The 22,149-nt window shown below is 42.4% G+C and carries 20 protein-coding genes and 4 pseudogenes; 13 read left to right on the top strand and 11 right to left on the bottom strand.

Annotation, left to right across the window (positions count from 1 at the left end; genetic code table 11):
• Positions 1-14 precede the first annotated feature (14 nt).
• Positions 15-665 (bottom strand): annotated as a pseudogene (locus DXZ23_RS05280) (IS1595-like element ISHpa1 family transposase).
• A gap of 50 nt (positions 666-715) precedes the next feature.
• On the opposite strand from DXZ23_RS05280, the pseudogene DXZ23_RS05275 reads away from it, so the two are divergent.
• A pseudogene (locus tag DXZ23_RS05275) lies at positions 716-1,291 on the top strand (aldehyde dehydrogenase family protein); the annotation flags it as partial.
• Positions 1,292-1,525: 234 nt separating this feature from the next.
• On the opposite strand, the gene argA reads toward DXZ23_RS05275, so the two are convergent.
• Positions 1,526-2,839 carry an amino-acid N-acetyltransferase gene (gene argA, locus DXZ23_RS05270; RefSeq protein WP_017806569.1) on the bottom strand — a complete coding sequence of 438 codons (1,314 nt, stop codon included), beginning with the start codon at positions 2,837-2,839 and terminating at the stop codon, positions 1,526-1,528.
• Positions 2,840-2,954: 115 nt separating this feature from the next.
• Positions 2,955-3,218: a GrxA family glutaredoxin gene (locus DXZ23_RS05265; RefSeq protein ID WP_017806570.1), complete on the bottom strand. Its 264-nt coding sequence runs from the start codon at positions 3,216-3,218 to the stop codon at positions 2,955-2,957.
• A gap of 174 nt (positions 3,219-3,392) precedes the next feature.
• Here DXZ23_RS05265 and DXZ23_RS05260 point away from each other — a divergent pair, with 174 nt between their 5' ends.
• On the top strand, positions 3,393-4,337 hold the full coding sequence (locus DXZ23_RS05260) for an ATP-grasp domain-containing protein (protein WP_017806571.1): 945 nt from the start codon (positions 3,393-3,395) through the stop codon (positions 4,335-4,337).
• A 142-nt stretch (positions 4,338-4,479) separates the two neighbouring features.
• Positions 4,480-5,019: pseudogene (gene ycfP, locus DXZ23_RS05255) on the top strand (alpha/beta hydrolase YcfP).
• A gap of 41 nt (positions 5,020-5,060) precedes the next feature.
• Here the strand turns inward: ycfP and DXZ23_RS05250 are convergent.
• Positions 5,061-5,297: a hypothetical protein gene (locus DXZ23_RS05250; RefSeq protein WP_017806573.1), complete on the bottom strand. Its 237-nt coding sequence runs from the start codon at positions 5,295-5,297 to the stop codon at positions 5,061-5,063.
• Between the two features lie 61 nt (positions 5,298-5,358).
• On the opposite strand from DXZ23_RS05250, the pseudogene DXZ23_RS05245 reads away from it, so the two are divergent.
• Positions 5,359-6,018: pseudogene (locus DXZ23_RS05245) on the top strand (IS1595 family transposase).
• Here DXZ23_RS05245 and DXZ23_RS05240 read toward each other — a convergent pair.
• Genes DXZ23_RS05240 through DXZ23_RS05225 form a run of 4 tightly spaced genes read right to left on the bottom strand, consistent with a single transcriptional unit; the run spans position 5,986 to position 8,569 of the window.
• Positions 5,986-6,402, bottom strand: coding sequence for a hypothetical protein (locus DXZ23_RS05240; protein ID WP_021724308.1), 417 nt, complete (start codon positions 6,400-6,402; stop codon positions 5,986-5,988). The pseudogene DXZ23_RS05245 and the gene DXZ23_RS05240 overlap by 33 nt on opposite strands.
• A 53-nt stretch (positions 6,403-6,455) precedes the next feature.
• Positions 6,456-6,845, bottom strand: coding sequence for a SufE family protein (locus DXZ23_RS05235; RefSeq protein WP_017806576.1), 390 nt, complete (start codon positions 6,843-6,845; stop codon positions 6,456-6,458).
• 4 nt (positions 6,846-6,849) lie between these two features.
• The gene (locus DXZ23_RS05230) at positions 6,850-8,049 is read right to left on the bottom strand and encodes an aminotransferase class V-fold PLP-dependent enzyme (protein ID WP_017806577.1); all 1,200 of its coding nucleotides are present in this window, start codon (positions 8,047-8,049) and stop codon (positions 6,850-6,852) included.
• Positions 8,039-8,569: a thermonuclease family protein gene (locus tag DXZ23_RS05225; RefSeq protein WP_035660040.1), complete on the bottom strand. Its 531-nt coding sequence runs from the start codon at positions 8,567-8,569 to the stop codon at positions 8,039-8,041. The genes DXZ23_RS05230 and DXZ23_RS05225 overlap by 11 nt, the downstream gene beginning before the upstream one ends.
• Before the next feature lie 124 nt (positions 8,570-8,693).
• Here DXZ23_RS05225 and DXZ23_RS05220 point away from each other — a divergent pair, with 124 nt between their 5' ends.
• The 6 genes from DXZ23_RS05220 (at position 8,694) to lolA (ending at position 15,335) form a co-directional block, all read left to right on the top strand.
• Positions 8,694-9,116, top strand: coding sequence for a CidA/LrgA family protein (locus tag DXZ23_RS05220; protein ID WP_017806579.1), 423 nt, complete (start codon positions 8,694-8,696; stop codon positions 9,114-9,116).
• Complete coding sequence (locus tag DXZ23_RS05215; RefSeq protein WP_017806580.1) at positions 9,113-9,799, top strand: CidB/LrgB family autolysis modulator; 687 nt, start codon at positions 9,113-9,115, stop codon at positions 9,797-9,799. Before DXZ23_RS05220 ends, DXZ23_RS05215 begins: the two co-directional genes overlap by 4 nt.
• Position 9,800: 1 nt before the next feature.
• Entirely contained in the window at positions 9,801-11,153 is a 1,353-nt protein-coding gene (locus tag DXZ23_RS05210; RefSeq protein WP_017806581.1) for an anti-phage deoxyguanosine triphosphatase, read from the top strand.
• Between the two features lie 146 nt (positions 11,154-11,299).
• Positions 11,300-11,779 carry a leucine-responsive transcriptional regulator Lrp gene (gene lrp, locus DXZ23_RS05205; protein WP_017806582.1) on the top strand — a complete coding sequence of 160 codons (480 nt, stop codon included), beginning with the start codon at positions 11,300-11,302 and terminating at the stop codon, positions 11,777-11,779.
• Position 11,780: 1 nt separating this feature from the next.
• Complete coding sequence (locus DXZ23_RS05200; protein ID WP_103846577.1) at positions 11,781-14,633, top strand: DNA translocase FtsK 4TM domain-containing protein; 2,853 nt, start codon at positions 11,781-11,783, stop codon at positions 14,631-14,633.
• Positions 14,634-14,714: 81 nt separating this feature from the next.
• The gene (lolA, locus tag DXZ23_RS05195; RefSeq protein WP_017806584.1) at positions 14,715-15,335 is read left to right on the top strand and encodes an outer membrane lipoprotein periplasmic chaperone LolA; all 621 of its coding nucleotides are present in this window, start codon (positions 14,715-14,717) and stop codon (positions 15,333-15,335) included.
• Positions 15,336-15,386: 51 nt separating this feature from the next.
• Here the strand turns inward: lolA and DXZ23_RS05190 are convergent, their stop codons facing one another.
• Positions 15,387-15,695 (bottom strand): helix-turn-helix domain-containing protein, encoded by a 309-nt coding sequence (locus tag DXZ23_RS05190; protein WP_017806585.1) that lies wholly within the window; start codon positions 15,693-15,695, stop codon positions 15,387-15,389.
• A 1-nt stretch (position 15,696) separates the two neighbouring features.
• A complete protein-coding gene (locus DXZ23_RS05185) occupies positions 15,697-16,056 on the bottom strand; it encodes a type II toxin-antitoxin system RelE/ParE family toxin (RefSeq protein WP_017806586.1) in 360 nt (119 codons plus the stop codon).
• 187 nt (positions 16,057-16,243) lie between these two features.
• Here DXZ23_RS05185 and DXZ23_RS05180 point away from each other — a divergent pair, with 187 nt between their 5' ends.
• The 3 genes from DXZ23_RS05180 to DXZ23_RS05170 all read left to right on the top strand — a co-directional run bounded on the left by DXZ23_RS05180 (position 16,244) and on the right by DXZ23_RS05170 (position 20,382).
• The gene (locus DXZ23_RS05180) at positions 16,244-17,593 is read left to right on the top strand and encodes a replication-associated recombination protein A (RefSeq protein WP_021724298.1); all 1,350 of its coding nucleotides are present in this window, start codon (positions 16,244-16,246) and stop codon (positions 17,591-17,593) included.
• A gap of 73 nt (positions 17,594-17,666) precedes the next feature.
• On the top strand, positions 17,667-18,956 hold the full coding sequence (gene serS, locus DXZ23_RS05175; protein ID WP_017806588.1) for a serine--tRNA ligase: 1,290 nt from the start codon (positions 17,667-17,669) through the stop codon (positions 18,954-18,956).
• An 86-nt stretch (positions 18,957-19,042) separates the two neighbouring features.
• A protein-coding gene (locus DXZ23_RS05170; RefSeq protein ID WP_114995446.1) for an IS3 family transposase occupies positions 19,043-20,382 on the top strand; the annotation gives its coding sequence in 2 pieces (ribosomal slippage) (positions 19,043-19,493 and positions 19,493-20,382; 1,341 coding nt in all).
• Positions 20,383-20,684: 302 nt separating this feature from the next.
• On the opposite strand, the gene asnS is transcribed toward DXZ23_RS05170, so the two are convergent.
• Positions 20,685-22,088, bottom strand: a complete 1,404-nt coding sequence (asnS, locus tag DXZ23_RS05165; protein ID WP_017807517.1) for an asparagine--tRNA ligase — start codon at positions 22,086-22,088, stop codon at positions 20,685-20,687.
• Positions 22,089-22,149: the final 61 nt, after the last annotated feature.

Genomic DNA, 22,149 nt, shown 5'->3' with positions numbered 1-22,149 from the left:
GCTGTCCTAGATAACTAGACTAAACTCCCTTTAACCAATTGTTTTAAAATAGAAATTTGACTTTTTATGTTGCTGTAATTAAAACGCCATTCACATTCCTTTAAATAAAGCTCAAAATGCGCTTTTGGGATACCATTAAATTTGCGTAAATGGCGTTTTGCTTGGCTTCAAAAATTCTCAATTCCGTTAATGTGGTTATGATTTTCAGCAAAATGTGTGCTGTGATTGATACGAAAATGACTAAATTCACTCACATCAAGCACGTCATAACTACGATAATTATCGGTGTAAACAATACTATCAGGCTTTACCTGCTCCCGAATAATGGGTAACAAGGTGGCAGATTGCGTATTTGGAACCGCAACGGTATAAACCTTGCCATTGCGCTTGAGAAGCCCGAATACCGCAATTTTCCCTGCCGCACCACAACCACGTTTGCCTTTGCGAGCACCGCCAAAATAACTTTCATCGGCTTCAATTTCACCTTCAAACATCTCTAAGTGAAGGCTGTTTTGATAGATGAGTTGGCGTAAACGATGAAAGTAATATGCGGCAGTCGTTTTGTTTACATTGACTAACTCTGCTGCTGTCCTTGCAGTAACACCTGCAACAAATAGCTCAATGAGTTTATTTTGTTTGTGCTGACTTAGACGACTTTTTCTCATTGGTTCATTCTAACCTAAATAGATTTTTTAGTTGTTATCTAGGACAGCCCCATCGAATTTATGTGCAATCGGGCATTTATGATGCGTTTTTACAAGCATTTATGCAAAAAGTGCAACAAATCCAGCTTGGCGAGGCCAATCAAGCAGGGGTAACGATGGGGCCATTGATTCGTGAAAGTGCGGTTGAAAAAGTGCAAAATCATATTGCTGATGCATTACAAAAAGGGGCTAAATTAATGCTAGGCGGTAAACGCCATTCATTGGGCGGAACGTTTTTTCAACCAACAATTTTAAGTGAAGTCAATCAAACAATGCTTGTAGCAAAAGAAGAAACTTTCGCCCCGTTAGCCCCTATTTTTAAATTTGAAACGGAAGAAGAGGTGATCGCAATGGCAAATGATACGGAATTTGGTTTAGCAGCTTATGTTTTTACGCAAAATATGAATCGTATTTGGCGTTTGTCTGAAGCATTGGAATACGGTATTGTCGGCATTAATGAAGGCTTGGTGAGTAATGAAATTGCCCCTTTTGGTGGTGTGAAAGAGTCAGGCATTGGGCGGGAAGGATCACATTATGGTATTGATGAATTCTTAGAAATAAAATATCTTTGTCTGGGACTGAATTAATATAACCTAAATTTAGTGGAGGGCATTTGATTTTTATTGGTCGTGGCTTTATCGATTTTTCTTTAATGAAGATCAACAATGGGGTGTATAGCCCCCCCTCTTTTGAAAGAGTATTATTTCAAAACTGCTAAAAAAAGTACCGCACTTTTTATATTTAAGACAACGTACTCATCAAATGAAATCATTTCACTAATTGGAAGGGCAATATATATTGCCCATTATCCTGAGCCGTCCTTAATCCACTAAGTTTTGAATTAAAATTTTGGAGCGGCGTTGGTAGTTATAATGCTCTCTTTTTTCTTGTGGCAAATCTTCCACATTCGCTAAATAAAATCCCCGTTCTTGGAACCAATGCACGGTTCGAGTGGTTAGCACAAATAGTTGCTTGATGTTTTTCGCTTTTGCCCGCTTTTGAATGGCTTCTAATAAAATATCGCCACGCGAAGAATTGCGGTAATCAGGGTGAACGGCAACGCAAGCCATTTCAGCCATATTTTCTTGTGGGTAAACATTTAAAGCGGCACAAGCGATTACCACGCCATCGCGGTCAATGATCGTATAGTTCGCAATATCCATTTCTAGCTGTTCGCGAGAGCGTTTTACTAAAATGCCTTGTTGCTCTAATGGATGGATTAATTCGAGCAAGGCTGGAATATCTGCTACATTCGCAAGGCGAATGGTTTCTGAATTTTCCATTGAAAGCTGTGTTCCCACCCCGTCGCGGGTGAATAATTCTTGCAATAATGAACCGTCTTCTTCGTAGCTGAGCAGGTGTGAGCGTTTTACTCCTGCACGACAAACCTCAATGGCAGCTTGCAAAAAACGTGCTTGCGAACTGTGGTATAAATCTTGTGCGATTAAGGTTTGTAAATGCAGTTCCGCGTCCTGTGGCAACAAGTCGGCAATGGTTTCGTGCTGGGGATTTAGAATCCCTTGTGTATCTGAAAAACCGATTAATTTTTCTGCCTTGAGTTTAATCGCGACCTGTGTCGCCACTTCCTCGAAAGGCAAATTAAAGGTTTCTCCCGTAACAGAGGGAGCAATCGGGCTGAGTAAAACGATGGCGTTTTGATCGAGCTGTTGCTGAATTTTCTCAATATCAATACGGCGAATTTTACCGCTTAGTTGATAATCTACGCCATCATCAACGCCAATGGGCTGAGCAAGAATAAAATTGCTACTGACCACATTAATCACCTCAGAATGAGGCAGACGCAGGGATAAGCGAGCGGAAATATCATAATTTAATTTCCCTACCGCCTGTTTCACCAAATCTAAGGTTTGCGGATCGGTAATGCGAATATTTTTATGGTAGTGCGGGGTGATGCCTTGTTGAGATAAGAGCGTATTAATTTGAAACCTCGCACCAAAAACAATCACCAGTTTAACGCCTAAACTATGCAGTAGGCTGATGTCATTGATAATATTGATAAAATTTGGGCTGGCAATGGTATCGCCATCAAGCATAATCACAAAGGTTTTCCCTCTGTGCATATTCACATAGGGGGTGGATTGTCTAAACCACTGAACGAGTTCTGTGCTACGCATAAGTTATTTCCGTATAATTATTCATTTATATTGAATTTATATTCATTTCTGTAAATATGCAAGCAAAATTCTACCAATATAAAAAATGCGGTGAAATTTCACCGCACTTTTATCATTAATTTACAATATTAAATTGTTCTTTCATTAACGCAGCGAAATCCGTGTAGCCGCCCACTGGTTTTTCATCAATGAAAATTTGTGGTACGGTTTCAACGGGTTTACCTACTGAAGCGGATAAATCCGCTTTGCTGATGCCTTCTTCGATAATATCCACATAGCGATAATCGAAATCGCTAAGGTTGGTTTTTAATTTCTCGGCAAGCTCTTTTGCACGCACGCAATAAGGGCAGCCTGAACGACCAAAAATAACAACAAACATTGTGTTTTCCTTTTGTTGAGGCTAAGCAGAGGGCTTTGTGGCTCAAATGCTTAGCAAGCTAAAAAATTGCGTTGATTGTACTGATTTCATAAAAAAGAATAAAGGAATTTTTTAGCATTGCTGTAATTGGTGTAATATATCGAAAATTTAACCCCGTGATGTGGAAACAGATCAATGAAATTATTAATGTTATGCCGTGAGCCTCGCCTTTATAGCTGTCAGCGTTTAAAAGCGGCGGCGGAAAGTTGCGGTCATCAAATGGATATTCTCGATCCCAATCGTTTTATTTTGAAGCTGAACGAAAAAAATAGGGTGGGAAAACCACCGCACTTTCAGTTGTATTATCAATCCGCCCGTGATGCCAAAGCGGACTTATTGCCCGAATATGACGGCGTGTTGCCGCGATTTGGTTCTGCCAGCACGCAAATGGGCTGTGCGGTGTTGCAACATTTGCAGGCTCAGGGCGTGGCTTGTTTAAATGAGGTTGAGCCTTTTTTAAAAGCCCGCGATAAATGGCAGAGTTTGCAACTGTTGTTACAACGGGGCATTGCCGTGCCGCCTTCGTTATTGGCAGGCAATGAAACCCAGCCGAAAGAGAGCCTTGAGTTGATTGGCTCGCCAACGATTTTGAAAACCCTTAGCGGTTCGCAAGGGATCGGGGTGATCTTGGCGGAGAGTGCCAGCAGTGCGAATAGCATTGTAGAAACCCTCACCCATTCTAATGTCCCCGTGCTAATGCAACAGTTTATCGCCGAAGCACAAGGGGGAGATTTGCGTTGCTTTGTGGTTGATGGCAAAGTGATTGCGGCAATGGAACGCAAGGGGCAAAATGGCGAGTTTCGTGCCAATATTCATCGTGGCGGCGTGGGGGAGCAAGTTTGGTTAAGCGAGGAAGAAAAGCACATCGCCATTTCAGCCACGCAAGCACTGGGTTTAGATGTGGCAGGGGTGGATTTAATTCGCTCTCGTCAAGGGCTGTTGGTATTAGAAGTTAATGCCAGCCCGGGGCTTGAAATGATCGAAAAGACCAGTGGCTTAGACATTGCCTTGCAGATGATTTTGCATTTGGAGCGAAAAATCCGAGCGAGATCAAAAAATGTGGAAGAAATTTCTCGCTAAATCAAAGTGCGGTAGTAAAACGGCAAGGTTTTTGCTTTGATAGAGGGGCGTTTGATGTGGAAATGCGTTGTTTTCGCGTTGAACTTTGCTTTAGAGAAGAAATGCTACTTCCATTGCTCCATTGATATTGATGAGGTTTCTTATGATTATTTATTTACACGGTTTTGATTCCAATAGCCCTGGTAATCACGAAAAAATAATGTAGCTCAAATTCATTGATGACGATGTGCGTTTTATCAATTACAGCACCTTGCACCCGCGTTATGATATGCAATTTTTGCTTAATGAAGTACATAAGCTGGTTTCGGAGAGCAAAGATTCCTCACCCTTAATTTGTGGTGTGGGGCTAGGTGGTTATTGGGCAGAACGCATTGGCTTTTTGTGCGGTATTAAGCAGGCGATTTTTAACCCGAATTTGTTCCCCTATGAAAATATGCAAGGCAGAATCGATCGCCCTGAAGAATATCAAGACATTGCGACCAAATGCGTAGAAAATTTCCGTGTGAAAAATCAAGGAAATTGCCTTGTTTTCCTTTCGACACAAGATGAAGTACTCGATTCTCAACGCAGTGCGAACGTGCTTTCACCATTTTATGAAATTGTTTGGGACGACAACGAAGGGCATAAATTCAAGAAAATTTCGCAACATTTACAACAAATAAAAGCCTTTAAAACGGCATAAAAAATAGAGCGGATTAAAATTATCCACTCTTTTATTTGTTGCTAAACTTCTTCCTGAGTTTGGCGATCAAGTTCGAATTGTGGGGGAAGTTGAGGTTTTAGTTCTTCCTCGTTGATTTTTTCCACATCAGGCGTATCGAGTAGATGTTCTTTTGGGCTATGTTGGCTTTTTTCTTTGCCAAGTAGCTGGGGGAGAATTTTGCTATAACTACCTTGCGGAGATAACAAGCTAGTGATTAATGCGTGGTTGAAATTATCGTCAAATTCATTATCTAACACGGTATCATTTAGAATAAAATAGGGGGCTGTAGTAGATTAGCAACAATGCTATACTACAAAAATGAAGATAACATATTGTAAATTAAAGAAATCTATACAGAAAAAACTGCTGGAGTTTTTTATCGCAGAAGTTACTGCAAGAACGGCAGCAAATTTGCTAGATATTCAACCGAATACAGCCGCTTTGTTCTACCATAAAATCAGGCTTGTGATTGGCTATCATTTATCCCTTGAAGTTAACGAGATTTTTGAGGGGGAAATTGAACTAGACGAAAGCTATTTTGGTGGTCATCGAAAGGGAAAACGAGGACGAGGACGAGGAGCGGCTGGAAAAGTTGCTGTTTTTGGGTTACTAAAACGACAAGGAAAGGTATTTACTGTTGTGGTTGAAAACACCAAGAGTGAAACATTACTCCCTGTTATTAAAAGAAAAATCAAGCCTGATAGCTGGGTTTATACGGACACTTATCGCAGTTATGATGCGCTTGATGTGAGTGAATTTCACCACGAATGAATCAATCATTCCGAGCTATTTGCGGTGAAACAAAATCATATTAATGGCATTGAAAATTTTTGGAATCAGGCGAAGCGGATACTGCGAAAATATAATGGAATTAACCGAAAAAACTTTCCTTTATTCTTGAAGGAATGTGAATTTCGGTTTAACTTTGGGACACCAAAAGAGCAGTTAAAAATATTGCGAAAATGGTGTGAAATTTAGGGCTAATCTACTACAGCCCCTAAAATAGCCTTTGTTTGACAATGCAATATAGCTCAAAACATCTTTGGGAGAGAAATCTGGAAAGATTTTTTGTAATGCACTTAACCAATTCTGAATCTCTTTTTCATCGTTAATCGATTTAATTTCTTTAATTAAACTGATGGCAAAACTTTTTCCTTCCACAGGCTTATCAAAATTGAAAGAAAGCATGAGCGGACGTTGGTTTTCTTGGTAACTCCCCGTTTCAGTGTAAAGGCTGAGGGTGTAAATTTGGAAAGGTCCCCAGTTGTAATCAGCATTGCCCACCATTTCCCACTGGGCGAAAAGTGTGGTGGAAAATAGTGTTGAAAGTAAAAATGCAGAAAATGTTTTTTTCATCATCATTCCTGAGACTTTGATTTGTGGCAATTATAGCAAGTTTTTTTATTTCGACAGCCTTAATTCGTACAAGTTGCTAAATTTTGCACAAGTCGCTCGATCTGTTTTAAGCCGTTTAGTCGCGTACTACTTAACCGTTGTGCGATACCTAAATCTGAAAAATATGCCGTCAAATCAAACTGTTGCAGTTGTTCGGCAGTTTTGCCGTTGATCTCTTGTAATAACAGCCACAATAAGCCGTTGATAATCCGTGCTTCGCTAAAAGCGTGAAAATGAAAAGTGCGGTCGTTTTGTGGCTCGATTTTAAACCACACATTCGCTTCGCAGCCCGAAATGGGTTGCATTTGGGTGAGTTGTTGTTCATCAGGGCGGGGCAGATTTTTTCCGCTCTGAATCAGTAAACGGTAGCGTTCTTCCCAACTTGGGGCGTTCTTGATTTGTGTTCTCATCGGTTTACTCTAATAATGCGAGGGCGTTATCTAACGCGGTAAAAAACTGTTCAATATCTTGTGCATTGTTGTAGGGGGCGAGGGAGAGGCGTAGTGTGCCGCGTTGTTGCAACCTTGCCAAATAGGGTTGAGCACAATGTTCGCCTGCACGCAATGCGATGTTTTGTTCTGCCAAAAGGGTAGCGAGATCAGAAAGATCGATGCCGTTAAATAAAAAGCTAATGATCGGGCTGTGTGTGTCGCAAGTAAACAGCTGACAGTTTGGATATTGTTTCAAGCGTGCAATGAGGTTTTCGCTTAATGTGGCGACATAGCGATGAGCGGCGTGTTTATCCCATTTTTCTAGCCATTCCAACACCGCATTAAAGCCAATTACCCCCGCAATATTTGGCGTGCCTGCCTCTAAACGATAAGGCAACTCCGCAAAGCTGGTGTGGGTTGGGCTAACCTGTTGCACCATTTTGCCGCCGAATAATAAGGGCTGAAGTGGGTTTAGTGCGGTTAATTTTCCCGCTAGCACCCCAAGCCCGGTTGGGCCATAGATTTTATGGGCGGAAAAGGTGAGGAAATCGGCATCAAGTTGTTGAAAATCAATGGGAAGATGATTAATGGCTTGGGCAGCGTCCACTAAAACAAACGCCTGACTGTGCTGACGAATAAAGGGGATAAATTCCGCCAACGGTTGCACCGCTCCCGTTACATTAGACATCACATTCAGGGCGACAATTTTGGTGTTTTTATTGACCGCACTTTTAAATGCACGATCATCAATAATGCCGTTATCAAGTAACGGGAGAACCACCAGCTTTGCCCCTGATTTTTCGCTGATCTGCTGCCAACTGACAAAATTGGCGTGGTGTTCGGCTTCGCTGATAATAATGTTATTTTGTGGTGAAAGCTGGGAAAGTAAGCCGTTGGCGACCAAATTAATCGCGTGGGTTGTGCCTGATGTCCAGATGATCCCCTGTTCGCTTTCAGCATTGATGAGATGCTTCACGCGGCAGCGAGCCTGCTCATAAAGTGCGGTCTGTTTTTCATCATATTGACTACGATGCACGGATCCCGCTGAACAATAAAAGGCGGTGGTGGCATCAATCAGCACTTGCGGTTTTAAGCTGGTTGCCGCACTGTCGAGATAAACCGCAGCCCCTGCTTGGTGGAAATAGGGAAAATCGCGGCGAAAGGCGACGGGATCAAAAGCCATAGAATAATCCTTCTTTTTGCTGAGGTTTCTGTTTGCGTTGTTCACTTTGCATTTTTCGCCATTGTTCAGGATAAATCGGGTTAGGATCTCGCCATAAACCGAGACGGCGTTGCTGGGCCTGCTGTTGTGCTTGGAAATATTGCGGATCTTTGGCATAGCGTTGATACGCCCACGCCATTCCCAATTTTACCATTGCGAGATTGATATTTTGGTGGTGTGAGTTATACACTGTGGCGAGGGTGCGTTGGTAGCGATCATAGCCCTTAATTTCAAGACGGACTTGTTGTTTATGAATGAAATCCGCTAAGGTTTGGCGAGCTTTTGAACCAAAGGGCTGTTTTTTTTCGGGGGCGTCAATGCTGTCTAAACGCACCTTAATTTGCTTATTATTGGCGAGTAAACAGCGAAAGGTATCACCGTCTGAAACAGCCACCACAAGGCATTGCACGGAGCGAACTGCTTTTGCCTGAGGGAGCACAAATAATGTAAAAATGAAGAAGAATAAATGCTTTCTTAACATTCTAATCATATTGATTTTAAAAAAGGTTGAATTTTTCAGCGTATTGTAACGAAAACTCATAACAAAACGAATAAAATAAGAGTAGAATTATCTCGATTTTGATGAATTTATAATTTATAGCCTTATGATCCAGAAGATTTTTCAGTTATTGCGTTCTTTTATTATTCTTTTCTCAATGTATTTTCTCGGGGAGCAAATCGCCCATTTTATCCCGCTCGGTATTCCAGGCAGTATTTGGGGGCTGTTGCTGTTATTTATGTGTTTGATGTTGCAAGTGATTAAAGTGCATTGGATTTTTGCTGGTGCAAGTTTGTTAATGCGTTATATGGCAGTGCTGTTTGTGCCGGTTAGCGTTGGGATTATTCAATATTCCGATCTTCTCGCTCGCCAAGCCAAAGTGTTGCTCATTCCTAATATTGTGGCAACAATGCTCACCCTCGTATTAAGCGGAATTTTGGCGGATTATCTGTTTTCACAAGGCTCATTTTCTGGCTTGCGTAAAAAAGTGTTAAAAAAACGGGCGAAAGAGAGTAGGGGGAATCAATGATTTACGCTTACACATTGCTGACGATTGTTGTCTTTGCACTGGCATTGCAAATAAGTAAACGATTGAAATCCTTAGTATTTAACAGTTTTATTTTGACCGTGGCGATGTTGATTGCCATCGTGTTGATTTTTCATTTACCTTATGAGGATTACTATCAAGGCAATGCTCCGTTAAATCATTTGCTTGGCGTGAGCGTCGTGGCATTGGCATTGCCTCTCTATGAACAATTCCGCCAAATTCAGGCTTATTGGAAAACGATTTTATTTATCACCGCACTTTCATCTTTCTTTTCAATGTGTGTTGGGGCGATTTTGGCTTTATTGTTGGGGGCTGAGCCTGAGATCGTAGCGACCATTTTGCCGAAATCTGTAACTACGCCGATTGCAATGGAAATTGCGGACAATTTAGGCGGCATTCCCTCTGTGGCAGCGGTGGCAGTGCTATTGGCTGGGCTGCAAGGCTCAATGTTCGGCTATGTCATTTTAAAGACCATAAGGATTAAGCATTCGCAAGCGATAGGCTTATCCGTGGGAGCAGTTTCCCACGTTTTGGGAACGGTAAGCTGTATGGAAACTGATCCTAAAGCGGGGAATTTTAGTTCCATTTCCCTTGTGCTTTGTGGTATTTTAAGTTCAATTTTTGCCCCTTTTGTGTTCAAATTCATTTATCTTATGGTGGCATAATATGAAAAATAGTATTAACCCCCTTTGGCTTGAACGGTTTATTAACGATAATCCAAGAGAAAAAGATCATCGTCCGCCATTTCGCCGTGATCGCGGACGAATTTTGCACAGTGCCGCCTTTCGTTGTTTACAAGCGAAAACCCAAATTCACGCGGTGGGGGAGAATGATTTTTATCGCACTCGCTTGACTCATTCTTTAGAGGTGGCTCAAATTGGCAGCAGCCTTGTTTCTCAACTGAAATTTAGCGAAGCTTTCACCCATCTAGCCCAACAGCTCAACATCGAAAATGCACAGTTACAAAAGCAACTCAAACCGTTGTTGCCCTCTAATGATCTGATTGAAAGCCTGTGTTTTGCACACGATATCGGACACCCGCCTTTTGGACACGGTGGGGAAGTGGCATTAAATTATATGATGCAATCCCACGGCGGTTTTGAGGGTAACGCCCAAACTTTCCGTGTTTTAACCAAATTAGAGCCTTATACTCCCAACGCAGGAATGAATTTAACCCGCCGCACATTGCTCGGTGTGGTGAAATATCCAGCGATTTTAGATGAGGTCTCCCCGCAATATGCGGATCTGGCGATGCCAAATCATAGCAATCCCTTTTCCATTAAACTGACGGACTGGATTCCTGGGAAGGGATTGTTCTGCGAGGATAAAGCGATGTTTGATTGGTTACTCGCTCCACTGAGCAAGGCGGATCGCCATTTATTTCAAACCCTTAGCTCACTACGCAAAACCCCGCAACAAACCTTAAAAACCCGTTATAAATCCTTAGATTGCAGTATTATGGAGCTGGCAGACGACATTGCCTACGGTGTTCACGATCTGGAAGATGCCATTGTGGTGGGGGTTATCCATTTGCAACAATGGCAAGAAGCCTTAGCACAATTAAAAAATAGCTCGTCCCCGTGGATAAGAGAGCATATTGAAGCACTTAGCGAGAAATTATTTTCAGCACATCATTATGAGCGAAAAAATGCGATTGGGGCATTAGTGAACTATTTTATCACCAATGTGCGGTGGAAAATCACAGCAGATTTTACTGAGCCTTTGTTACGTTATAATGCAGAGCTTCCCGAAGATGTCCTCGCGGTGCTGAAAGTGTTCAAAGATTTTGTGTTGAAATATGTCATTTGCGATGTAACCACCCAACGCATTGAATATAAAGGGCAAAGAATGCTCACCGAAATGTTCCAAATTTTTGAAAGCGACCCCGAACGCTTGTTACCCCGTAACACAGCAAATCGCTGGAAAATGGCTTCAGCGGAGCAAAAAAAGCGGATCATCTGCGATTACATCGCAGGAATGTCTGATGCCTATGCAATAAAAGTGTATCAACAGCTTTAGCGATTTATAAAGTGTTATCATTTTTTATGAAAAATTTTAACCTTTCAAGAATGAATCTCTCCCTATAAAATTGCATAAAATAGTGTAAAATTAAATGTTATTTTTATTTTAAGCGGTGAATTCCGCAATTTGTGGTGAAAAATATTATGGAAAAGAAATTACCTAAAGCACTTGACGCGATAGATATAAAAATTCTCAATGAATTACAACGTAATGGCAAAATTTCAAATATTGATTTATCAAAAAAAGTGGGACTTTCGCCAACGCCTTGTTTGGAGCGGGTAAAGCGTTTGGAAAAACAAGGGGTGATTATGGGCTATCGTGCCTTGCTTAACCCTGAGCTGTTGGATTCTCCGCTATTGGTGATTGTGGAAATTACCCTTGTGCGTGGTAAGCCTGATGTGTTTGAAGAATTTAATGATGCAGTGCAGCAGCTTGATGAAATTCAAGAATGCCATTTGGTTTCGGGGGATTTCGACTATTTATTGAAAACCCGCGTGGCAGATATGGCAGCTTACCGCAAATTACTTGGCACGACCTTATTGCGTTTGCCGGGCGTGAATGACACGCGTACCTATGTGGTAATGGAAGAAGTGAAACAGACCAATTTTTTACAATTAAAATAAAATGATTAAACGAATAACAACAAATCTCACGCCAAAGCAATATATGGGTGAATTATGCTTAGGCATTATTTCTCTGTTTGGCTTATATTTGATTGTCGCGTGGTCAAGTTACAGTCCATTTGATAACACTTGGGCGGTGTCTTCCTCGCAGCCAGAAACGATCAACAAGGCAGGGGCGTTAGGAGCTTGGCTCATAGGCTTATTTTTCACCTTGTTTGGGCATATCGGCAATGTGATCCCCTTTATATTGTGCTTTGTGCCGATTTATTTATTTAAAACGAAAAAATTTACTCAGCTTACTGCGATCAAAGCTGCCATTCGCACCCTCGGCGGCGTGATATTATTCGCGGGATTAACCACATTAGCCACGCTGTTGCTTTCCAACACCAGCGCGTATTTGGCGGGTGGCGTGTTGGGGGGCAGTTTGGTCGTTTCCCTTTATCCCATTTTAGGCAAAGCGGGGCTGATTTTGTCCGCTTTATTGTTTACCGTAGCGGGCTTTGTACTGTGTTCGGGTAAAGTGCTAATACAGCTTTTTGTACGGTTTTATTATTGGCTTACAATGAATGAACACAAAACTCCCACAATGACAACGCCTGAAGAACCGCAAGAACAAAGCGAGCCAGTGCCTTTGGAGGAAATCATCATTCATAAAGTTGAGCCTCGCCCAGAACCACAACAGGCAGAAAACACGGAGCAAAGCGAAGAGGCTGAATCGCCTAAATCCAATCCGCCGTTTATCCAAATTAGCGGCTTGAAAGAATTAACCCAACCAGTGGCTTCTGATAATGCTTCTTCCTCTGCAGAAAATACGGAAAATAATGCGACGCTTTTTGATCCGCGTAAAATGGAATTATTTTCGCGTTATGATGTTGGGCAGAACGACAGCTTGCCAAATGTGAGCCTTCCGCAATCTACCTCAGCGGTTGCACCTGTGGTGCAAGTTGAACTTGTCAGTCCACAAATTTCACCGCCCATCACTCCGCAAAAGCCTGAGTTGCACGCCATATCGCAACCTGCAAATACACAAAGTGCGGTCAGTTTTTCGGAGGAATTTTTGCCGTATGAAGCACCTAGTGAACCTGAGTTAAAAGTTTCCATTCCAGACTATTCGGTGGAGGCTTATCAGGTTACAGAAGATTTCGCCGAGCCAACCGATGAAATGGACGATTTGGCACGTCAATTTGCCGCACAAGAGCAACAGCGTTTAGCTGAAATGCAACAACGGGCGAAAGAGATCAACGAAGAGGACACGTTAGAACACATTTTGGCAGAACAAGAACCCGCGTCAAATCAGCCAAGCTATAAGCCTTACGGCGATTCCTTAATCCACCCCGCATTACAAAAGCAGGTGAGCATTAAAGAAAAGCCGAAAACACCGTTGCCGAGCTTGGATCTGCTAGAAAAGCGTCAGGTGGAAGTGCAAGAAATCACCCGAGAGGAAATTTTAGACACCTCGCAACGCATTGAGCAGCAACTGCGAAACTTCAATGTGAAAGCCACCGTGAAAGATGTGTTAGTTGGGCCTGTGGTTACCCGTTATGAATTGGAACTCCAGCCAGGCGTGAAAGCCTCGAAAGTTACCAGCATTGATACGGATTTAGCCCGAGCGTTAATGTTCCGCTCAATCCGTGTGGCTGAGGTCATTCCGAGCAAGCCTTACATTGGCATTGAAACACCAAATTTGCACCGCCAAATGGTACCACTGCGTGATGTGTTAGACAGCCCCGAATTTCGTGAATCAAAATCCCTGCTTTCAATGGCATTGGGGAAAGACATCAGCGGTAACCCGATTGTGGTGGATTTAGCCAAAATGCCACATTTATTGGTGGCAGGCTCAACGGGATCAGGGAAATCCGTTGGCGTGAATACAATGATTTTAAGCTTGTTATTTCGCGTGAAACCTGAAGAAGTCAAATTTATTATGATTGACCCGAAAGTGGTCGAGCTTTCGATTTACGATGGCATTCCTCATCTCTTAACCGAAGTGGTTACGGATATGAAAAAAGCCGCCAATGCCCTGCGTTGGTGCGTGGACGAAATGGAACGTCGCTATCAATTACTCTCCGCGTTACGGGTGCGGAATATCGAAGGCTACAATGAAAAAATCGAGGAATACAACGCAATGGGAATGCCGATTCCTAACCCAATTTGGCGACCGGGCGACACAATGGACGCAATGCCACCTGCATTAGAAAAACTCAGCTACATCGTGGTGATTGTCGATGAATTTGCTGATTTAATGATGGTGGCTGGGAAGCAAATTGAAGAATTGATCGCACGCCTCGCACAAAAAGCCCGTGCCATCGGCATTCATTTGATTTTAGCCACCCAACGCCCGTCGGTGGACGTGATTACAGGGCTAATCAAAGCCAATATCCCAAGTCGTATCGCCTTTACGGTGGCGAGTAAAATCGACTCGCGTACCATTTTAGATCAAGGCGGGGCAGAAACCTTGCTCGGACGCGGGGATATGCTGTATTCAGGACAAGGCTCTTCCGATCTAATCCGCGTACACGGGGCATTTATGAGCGATGACGAAGTGGCACGCGTGGCGGATGATTGGCGGGCAAGAGGGAAACCGAACTACATTGAGGGCATTTTGGATAGTGCAGAAGAGGAAGACAGCGACACGCCACGCACGGGCGATGACGGGGAGCTGGACGATCTTTTCGATGAGGTGATGAATTTTGTGATTGAAACAGGCACAACCTCCGCCTCTTCAATTCAACGCAAATTCCGTGTCGGCTTCAACCGTGCCGCACGCATTATGGATCAGCTTGAGGAACAAGGCATCGTTTCGCCATTGCAAAATGGCAAGCGAGAAATTCTCGCTCGCCGTTCAGATTATTAATTAGACCCAATGCAACAAATGAGGGAAATCGTTGTCTGATAAACAATGATTTCCCATTATTTTAGAATTAAAGGAAAATTTATGAAAAAAATGGCTGTAAAAATGACCGCACTTTTATGTTTAGGCTTAAGCCCACTGGCTTGGGCTGACGCCGTGAGTGAATTGCAGGCGCGCTTAAACAAAGTTGAGGCACTCAGTGCGGATTATGTGCAAAAAGTCAGCGACCCTAAAGGCAAAGAAATTCAGCAAGGAAAAGGTAAAATTCAAATCAAGCGCCCAAATTTATTCCGAATGGACAACCAAGCCCCGCAAGAAAGCCAAATTATTTCTGATGGCAAAACCCTCTGGTTTTACGATCCATTTGTGCAACAAGTTACCACAAATTGGGTGGCAGACGCGGTGAATAACACGCCTTTTGTTCTCTTAACTAGCAACGATACTCAATATTGGAAACAATATAATGTGGAGCAAAAAGCCGATACTTTCACCTTAAAACCGAAATCAGCCAAAAGCCAAATCAAACAATTTGATATTCGCATCGATGGGGAGGGCGTGCTGAAAAATTTCAGCACCACGGAAAAAGACGGGCAAACCAATTTATACTTATTGCGTAATATCACCAACCAACCACTGGCAGATAGCCTGTTTAAATTTAGCGTACCAAAAGGCGTGGAACTAGACGATCAGCGTAAGAAAAAATAGTTTGGTAGGAAATGATAAAAGAAAAGTGCGGTCGGTTTTGACCGCAGTTTTTTAAAGTGGAAAAATTTGGCTATAACCCGTAGGCATTTTGACGGTTAAGCTTAATTCACCGCCCATTTTCTCAATGTAGCGTTTAAGCGTAGAAAGTTTTACATCATTTCCGCGTTGTTCAATCTGAGCGATTGCAGATTGAGAAACGCCAATCGCTTGTGCTAATTCTTTTTGTGAAAGTGCGAGTTGTTCGCGGATCATTGCAAGACCTGTTTCTAGAATGAGTTCTTCGGACATTTCTTTAATGCATTGTTGTGTTTCAGGGGATTCTTGAGCGATAAGCTCATCAAGTGTAGTATATTGTGTCATTTTATTTCTCCAATGTGGCTAAATAATCGGTAAATTCTGCATCTGCAATCGTAATCATTTGTTTGTAAAATTGTTTATTATTACTTTTATTTCCAGCACATAGAACAATTGCTTGCCTGAGCGGATCGAATGCAAAAAATGCTCGTAGTGGCTTGCTTTTATGTTGAATACGCAACTCTTTCATATTGGGATATTGAGAACCTTTTATGGTATCTACATAGGGACGAGATAATTGAGGACCATAGAACCGTAAATTATTTAATGCATTAAAAACAGAAATCCTTGTAGCCTCATCTTGCTCTTTTAACCATATTTTAAATCTCGCTGTTGCAATGACTTCCCATTTTTTCTTTACCACCATAATAAGTCCCAAACCATAGAATGATAGCAAAATTATAATATAGAGATTATATTTTTCAATAATCTCTATATTATTTTTTACGGGGAAAGATATGCGAACAGATTCTATTCTTCTTGCTAGAGGTTATTTCCCCTCTCTTCTATGCTATAATCCCGCAAATTTCCCATTATTTTTCTGAGAAAAAACAATGTCGAATTTTGCGTTTGATTTCGCTGAGAATGATTTTCGTCCGTTGGCGGCGAGAATGCGTCCTACGAATTTAGAGGAATATTACGGGCAACGCTATTTGATTGGTGTTGGTAAACCATTACGCAAAGCCATTGAGACTGGGCATATTCATTCAATGATTTTATGGGGGCCGCCAGGGACGGGGAAGACGACCTTAGCAGAAATTATTGCACAACGCATTAATGCTGAAGTGGAACGAATTTCAGCAGTAACGGGGGGAGTGAAAGAAATTCGCGAAGCCATTGAGCGAGCTAAACAAAATCGCCTAACAGGACAACGCACGATTTTGTTTGTGGACGAAGTGCATCGTTTCAACAAAAGCCAGCAAGATGCGTTTTTGCCCTACATTGAAGACGGCACGATCACTTTTATTGGGGCGACCACAGAAAATCCCTCCTTTGAGCTGAACAGCGCCTTGCTTTCTCGTGCCAAAGTGTACATTTTAAAACCGCTCACGCCTCAAGATATTGAGCAAGTTTTGCAGCGTGCCATTCAGGATAAAGTGAAAGGGTTAGGCAATGAGCATTTTGTATTGGAAGATAATGTGTTGCAACTACTGGCGGAATATGCGAATGGCGATGCTCGCTTAGCCTTGAACAGCCTTGAATTAATGGCGGATATGGCAGAAGAGGGAAAAAATGGCAAAATTTTACACCGCACCTTATTAACGGAAGTGCTGGGGGAACGACAAGCTCGTTTTGATAAGCAGGGGGATCGTTTTTACGATCTGATTTCCGCTTTGCATAAATCCGTGCGAGGTTCATCGCCTGATGCGGCGTTATATTGGTATGCACGTATTCTCACCGCAGGCGGCGACCCGCTTTATGTGGCACGGCGGTTGCTTGCGATTGCGTCAGAAGATGTGGGCAATGCTGATCCGCGAGGAATGCAAGTAGCTCTTTCAGCGTGGGATTGCTTCACCCGCGTGGGAGAGGCTGAGGGGGAGCGAGCCATTGCACAAGCGATCGTTTATTTAGCGGTTGCACCAAAAAGTAATGCGGTGTATCAAGCCTTTAACGCAGCGAAGAAAATGGCAGTGGAAAGCCCTGATTATGATGTACCAGAGCATTTACGCAATGCACCAACGAAGTTGATGAAAGAATTGGGCTATGGGGCGGAATATCGTTACGCTCATAATGAAGAAAATGCTTATGCGGCGGGAGAAAATTATTTTCCTGAAGCCTTGAAAGAAACGAAATTTTATTTTCCAACACAACGGGGAATGGAAATTCAGATCGGTGAGAAATTAGAAAAATTACGCCAACTTGACGAAAAAAGCCAAATTCAACGCTATAAAGCCGTCAAGTAACTAGTTTATTTTTTCAATCCGATCTAGAATAAAAGGCTATATTGACAATCTCTATTTTCAGAAAGGTAACAAAATGATCGATCCAAATTTATTACGCAATAATCTTGCCGAAGTAGCTGAAAAATTAAAAATCAGACGGGGTTTTGAACTTGATGCGGCTCGCATTAGTGAATTAGAAGAGCAACGCAAAGCCCTTCAAGTGAAAACCGAAACCTTGCAAGCAGAGCGTAATACGCGATCCAAAGCCATCGGTGCGGCAAAAGCACGCGGGGAAGACATTGCTCCGTTATTGGCTGAAGTGGATAATATGGGTATTGAATTAAGTATGGCGAAAAGCCAACTTGATGACGTGCAAGCAGATCTGCAAGAAATTGCCCTTAGTATTCCAAATATTCCTGCCGATGAAGTGCCACTAGGCAACGATGAAAACGACAATGTGGAGATTTCTCGTTGGGGCGAGCCAAGAACCTTTGATTTTGAAGTGAAAGATCACGTTACCTTAGGCGAGCATTTGCAAGGGCTAGATTTTGCTGCGGGCGTGAAATTAAGCGGCGCGCGTTTTGTGGTAATGAAAGGACACATTGCCAAAATGCACCGTGCGCTAGCGCAATTTATGCTGGATTTGCATACCGAACAACACGGTTATAGCGAAACCTATGTGCCTTATTTAGTTAATCACGCCACCCTTTATGGTACAGGGCAGCTGCCAAAATTTGGTGAAGATTTATTCCACACCAAACCGCTAGAAGGGGAGCAACCTTACGCCTTAATCCCAACGGCGGAAGTGCCAGTTACCAACCTTGTGCGTGATGAAATTTTAGAGCAAGCGGAACTGCCAATTAAAATGACCGCACATACCCCTTGTTTCCGTTCAGAAGCAGGATCTTACGGCCGTGATACCCGCGGTTTGATCCGTATGCACCAATTCGACAAAGTAGAAATGGTGCAAATCGTAGAGCCAGAAAAATCAATGGAAGCCTTGGAAGAACTCACTGGCCACGCGGAAAAAGTGTTGCAGTTGTTAAATCTGCCTTATCGTAAAGTGTTACTATGTACGGGCGATATGGGCTTTGGTTCAGCTAAAACTTACGATTTAGAAGTTTGGGTGCCAGCACAAAATACTTACCGTGAGATTTCTTCTTGCTCAAATATGTGGGATTTCCAAGCACGCCGTATGCAAGCACGCTACCGCGTAAAAGGTGAGAAAAAACCACGACTTGTCCACACCCTAAATGGCTCAGGCTTAGCCGTTGGACGCACCCTTGTTGCTGTACTTGAAAATTACCAAAATGCAGATGGTAGCATCACCGTACCAGAAGTGTTACGTCCATATATGGGTGGATTGGAAGTGATTGGGAAATAACCTTAATTTCGGAATTTAAAATAATTTAATGATCTGCACCCCAAAAGTTAGACTAAACAACCAACTGATTAAGGTGCAGATTTTTTATGACTAAATATACTCAACGTTTCAAACAACAAGTGCTCGACTTTTATCATCAAAATGGAAAAAACCGTTCGCTTACTCGCCAGTATTTTCAGCTTCCCCAAAGCACGTTAGCACGTTGGATTGCGAAATTTAATCATAATGGAATCAATGGATTAGCTGTATTAAGTAAAAAACGATATTATTCTGTTGAGTTTAAATTAAAGGTTATTCAAGCTATCAAAAAAGGCCAGTGCTCCGCTGAAGCCGCCTGCTTTCGCTTTGATATCCCCAGTTCAGGGATAATTAGTCAATGGTTGCAACGCTTTGAAAAACAAGGTATAGATGGGTTATTACTCAAACCTAAAGGTCGTCCAAGTATGAAACTCAACTCACCTAAAATGCCACCAACGCCCAAAACAGAAGAAGAACGCTTGCGTTACCGAATTTTGGAATTAGAAGCGGAGAATGCAATGCTAAAAAAGTTGCAGGAACTCAACCAACAAAAAATGCAGAAAAAGCCGTCATCGTAAATGCCTTACGCTCGCGTTTCCCGTTGGAATTGTTACTCAGGCTAATCGGATTGGCACGCAGTTCGTTCTTTTATCATCTCAAGCCAAAGTCGGATAAAAATGTAGCGATTTCACAGAAAATAGAGGAAATTTATCGCAAAAATGACGAAAATTATGGTTATCGTCGAATTACCTTGGAATTAAGGAAATACTTGATTATCAACCACAAAAGGGGGCAAGCGATAATGCAACGTTTGGGGTTAAAAGGAAAAAGTAAGCAGAAAAAATATCGTTCTTACCAAGGCAAAGTGGGACACATTGCCGATAATCTGTTGCAACGGGATTTTACGGCAACGATGCCGAATGAGAAGTGGGTAACGGATATCACCGAGTTCAAATGTGCGGAAGGCAAAGTGTATTTATCGCCGATTAAAGACTTGTTTAATAACGAAATTATTGCTTATGATGTGGCGAGAAGTCCGAATTTTGAGCAGATAACCAGAATGTTGACCCAGGCGGTGAACCGATTAGCGGGGGAAAAACCGATACTGCATTCCGACCAAGGGTGGCAGTATCAAATGATGGGTTATCGGGAGATATTGAAAAAACACGGTATTACGCAAAGTATGTCGAGAAAAGGCAATTGCCTTGATAATGGTGCGATGGAAAGCTTTTTCGGGCGATTGAAGACGGAATGTTACTTTGGCAAGCGGTTTGAAACCTTTGAACAGCTTGAAAAAGTGATTCACGAGTACATTCATTACTACAACAATGAGCGTATTCAAGTGAAGCTCAAAGGACTAAGCCCTGTGGAATACAGAACTCAGTCCTTGAATGAAATTAGAATATAGTCTAACTTTTTGGGGGCAGATCATTTCAGTTCAAAATAAGACAAGGCTTTGATCCGCAGACAGTACAGAGAGTACGGCAAGGCGATGTAACGCCGTATTATTTTTGAAATATTTTTCTAAGTTGAAATAGAGTAGTGAAAACCTTGTAATACTATTTTGGACGGTAATGAAAGATATGGGGCATTTCCAGTGAGGAATGGATTTATTGGAATATAAAATTTATCTAGTATCAATGAAAAAGTGCGGTCTAAAAATTCAATGATTTTTACCACCGCACTTTTATTTTGCTTATTTACAAGCAATTAGAAATTCGCATTTCTCGGGGCGCGAGGGAATGGGATCACATCGCGGATATTTTGTACACCTGTTACATAAACAATCAAGCGTTCAAAGCCTAAGCCAAAGCCTGAGTGTGGTACAGTGCCGTAACGGCGGAGATCGCGATACCACCAGTAATCTTCAGGGTTTAAGCCCATTTCAAGCATACGTTTATCCAGCACCTCTAAACGCTCTTCACGTTGTGAACCGCCGATGATTTCACCAATTCCAGGAGCGAGAACGTCCATTGCCGCAACGGTTTTGCCATCGTCATTTAAACGCATATAGAAGGCTTTGATGTCTTTCGGATAATTTTTCACCACCACTGGCGATTTGAAATATTCTTCCGCCAAATAGCGTTCGTGTTCAGAAGATAAATCAATGCCCCAAGAGACTGGGAATTCAAATTTTTTGCTTGATTTCAGTAAAATTTCAATGGCATCCGTGTAGTCAATTTGTGCAAAATCAGAATTAATGAAGTTTTCTAAACGGCTGATAACGTCCTTATCAACGTGTTTTTCAAAGAATTTTAAGTCATCTTTGCGTTCAGCTAACACAGCACGGAACACATATTTCAACATATCTTCCGCCAGTTTTGCGTTATCGTTGAGATCGGCAAACGCCATTTCTGGTTCAACCATCCAGAATTCTGCCAAGTGACGAGTGGTGTTAGAATTTTCTGCACGGAAGGTTGGGCCAAAAGTATAAATTTTACTTAATGCACAAGCGTAAGTTTCGCCGTTTAGCTGACCAGATACGGTTAAAAACGCTTCTTTTCCGAAGAAATCTTGCGAAAAATCCACCGCACCTTGTTCTGTGCGTGGCAGGTTTTCTAAGTCAAGGGTGGAAACACGGAACATTTCTCCCGCACCTTCGGTATCAGAAGCGGTGATAAGTGGGGTAGCCACCCAGTAGAAGCCTTGTTCGTGGAAGAAACGGTGAATCGCTTGGGCTAAGCAATGGCGTACACGCGCTACTGCACCGATAATGTTGGTACGCGGGCGTAAATGTGCCACTTCACGCAAATATTCGATGCTATGGCGTTTAGCTGCCATTGGGTAAGTGTCGGGATCTTCCACCCAGCCTGTTACTTCCACGTTTTCCGCCTGCAATTCCACCGCTTGCCCTTGTGCTGGGGATTCCACCACCTTTCCTGTTACAATCACCGAACAGCCTGTGGTGAGGCGTAGGATTTCATTTTGATAATTGGCAATGTCGCTATTGACGATCACTTGGATTGGGTCAAAGCAAGAGCCGTCATAAACAGCTACGAAGGAAAGACCTGCTTTGGAATCACGGCGAGTACGCACCCAACCGCGAACGGTAACTTGATCACCGATTTGAATTTTGCCTTGTAATACATCTACGATAGGGGCAATTTGTATCATATAAACCTCAATCAAAAAATTAGCGTAAAAACGTGCTTAGTTTACCGCAAGTGAAAAGATT

The organism is Avibacterium paragallinarum (assembly GCF_900450705.1).
Classification (GTDB): domain Bacteria; phylum Pseudomonadota; class Gammaproteobacteria; order Enterobacterales; family Pasteurellaceae; genus Avibacterium; species Avibacterium paragallinarum.
The sequence above is the reverse complement of the archived record's forward strand: the minus strand, read 5'-3'. Positions and strand labels throughout refer to the sequence as shown.

Excerpts from the sequence above, each read along its gene's own strand:
- argA (WP_017806569.1), bottom strand. The coding sequence starts at position 2,839 with ATGCGTAGCACAGAACTCGTTCAGTGGTTTAGACAATCCACCCCCTAT.
- DXZ23_RS05265 (WP_017806570.1), bottom strand. The coding sequence starts at position 3,218 with ATGTTTGTTGTTATTTTTGGTCGTTCAGGCTGCCCTTATTGCGTGCGT.
- DXZ23_RS05260 (WP_017806571.1), top strand. The coding sequence starts at position 3,393 with ATGAAATTATTAATGTTATGCCGTGAGCCTCGCCTTTATAGCTGTCAG.
- DXZ23_RS05240 (WP_021724308.1), bottom strand. The coding sequence starts at position 6,402 with ATGATGATGAAAAAAACATTTTCTGCATTTTTACTTTCAACACTATTT.
- DXZ23_RS05235 (WP_017806576.1), bottom strand. The coding sequence starts at position 6,845 with ATGAGAACACAAATCAAGAACGCCCCAAGTTGGGAAGAACGCTACCGT.
- DXZ23_RS05230 (WP_017806577.1), bottom strand. The coding sequence starts at position 8,049 with ATGGCTTTTGATCCCGTCGCCTTTCGCCGCGATTTTCCCTATTTCCAC.
- DXZ23_RS05225 (WP_035660040.1), bottom strand. The coding sequence starts at position 8,569 with ATGTTAAGAAAGCATTTATTCTTCTTCATTTTTACATTATTTGTGCTC.
- DXZ23_RS05220 (WP_017806579.1), top strand. The coding sequence starts at position 8,694 with ATGATCCAGAAGATTTTTCAGTTATTGCGTTCTTTTATTATTCTTTTC.
- DXZ23_RS05215 (WP_017806580.1), top strand. The coding sequence starts at position 9,113 with ATGATTTACGCTTACACATTGCTGACGATTGTTGTCTTTGCACTGGCA.
- DXZ23_RS05210 (WP_017806581.1), top strand. The coding sequence starts at position 9,801 with ATGAAAAATAGTATTAACCCCCTTTGGCTTGAACGGTTTATTAACGAT.
- lrp (WP_017806582.1), top strand. The coding sequence starts at position 11,300 with ATGGAAAAGAAATTACCTAAAGCACTTGACGCGATAGATATAAAAATT.
- DXZ23_RS05200 (WP_103846577.1), top strand. The coding sequence starts at position 11,781 with ATGATTAAACGAATAACAACAAATCTCACGCCAAAGCAATATATGGGT.
- lolA (WP_017806584.1), top strand. The coding sequence starts at position 14,715 with ATGAAAAAAATGGCTGTAAAAATGACCGCACTTTTATGTTTAGGCTTA.
- DXZ23_RS05190 (WP_017806585.1), bottom strand. The coding sequence starts at position 15,695 with ATGACACAATATACTACACTTGATGAGCTTATCGCTCAAGAATCCCCT.
- DXZ23_RS05185 (WP_017806586.1), bottom strand. The coding sequence starts at position 16,056 with ATGGTGGTAAAGAAAAAATGGGAAGTCATTGCAACAGCGAGATTTAAA.
- DXZ23_RS05180 (WP_021724298.1), top strand. The coding sequence starts at position 16,244 with ATGTCGAATTTTGCGTTTGATTTCGCTGAGAATGATTTTCGTCCGTTG.
- serS (WP_017806588.1), top strand. The coding sequence starts at position 17,667 with ATGATCGATCCAAATTTATTACGCAATAATCTTGCCGAAGTAGCTGAA.
- asnS (WP_017807517.1), bottom strand. The coding sequence starts at position 22,088 with ATGATACAAATTGCCCCTATCGTAGATGTATTACAAGGCAAAATTCAA.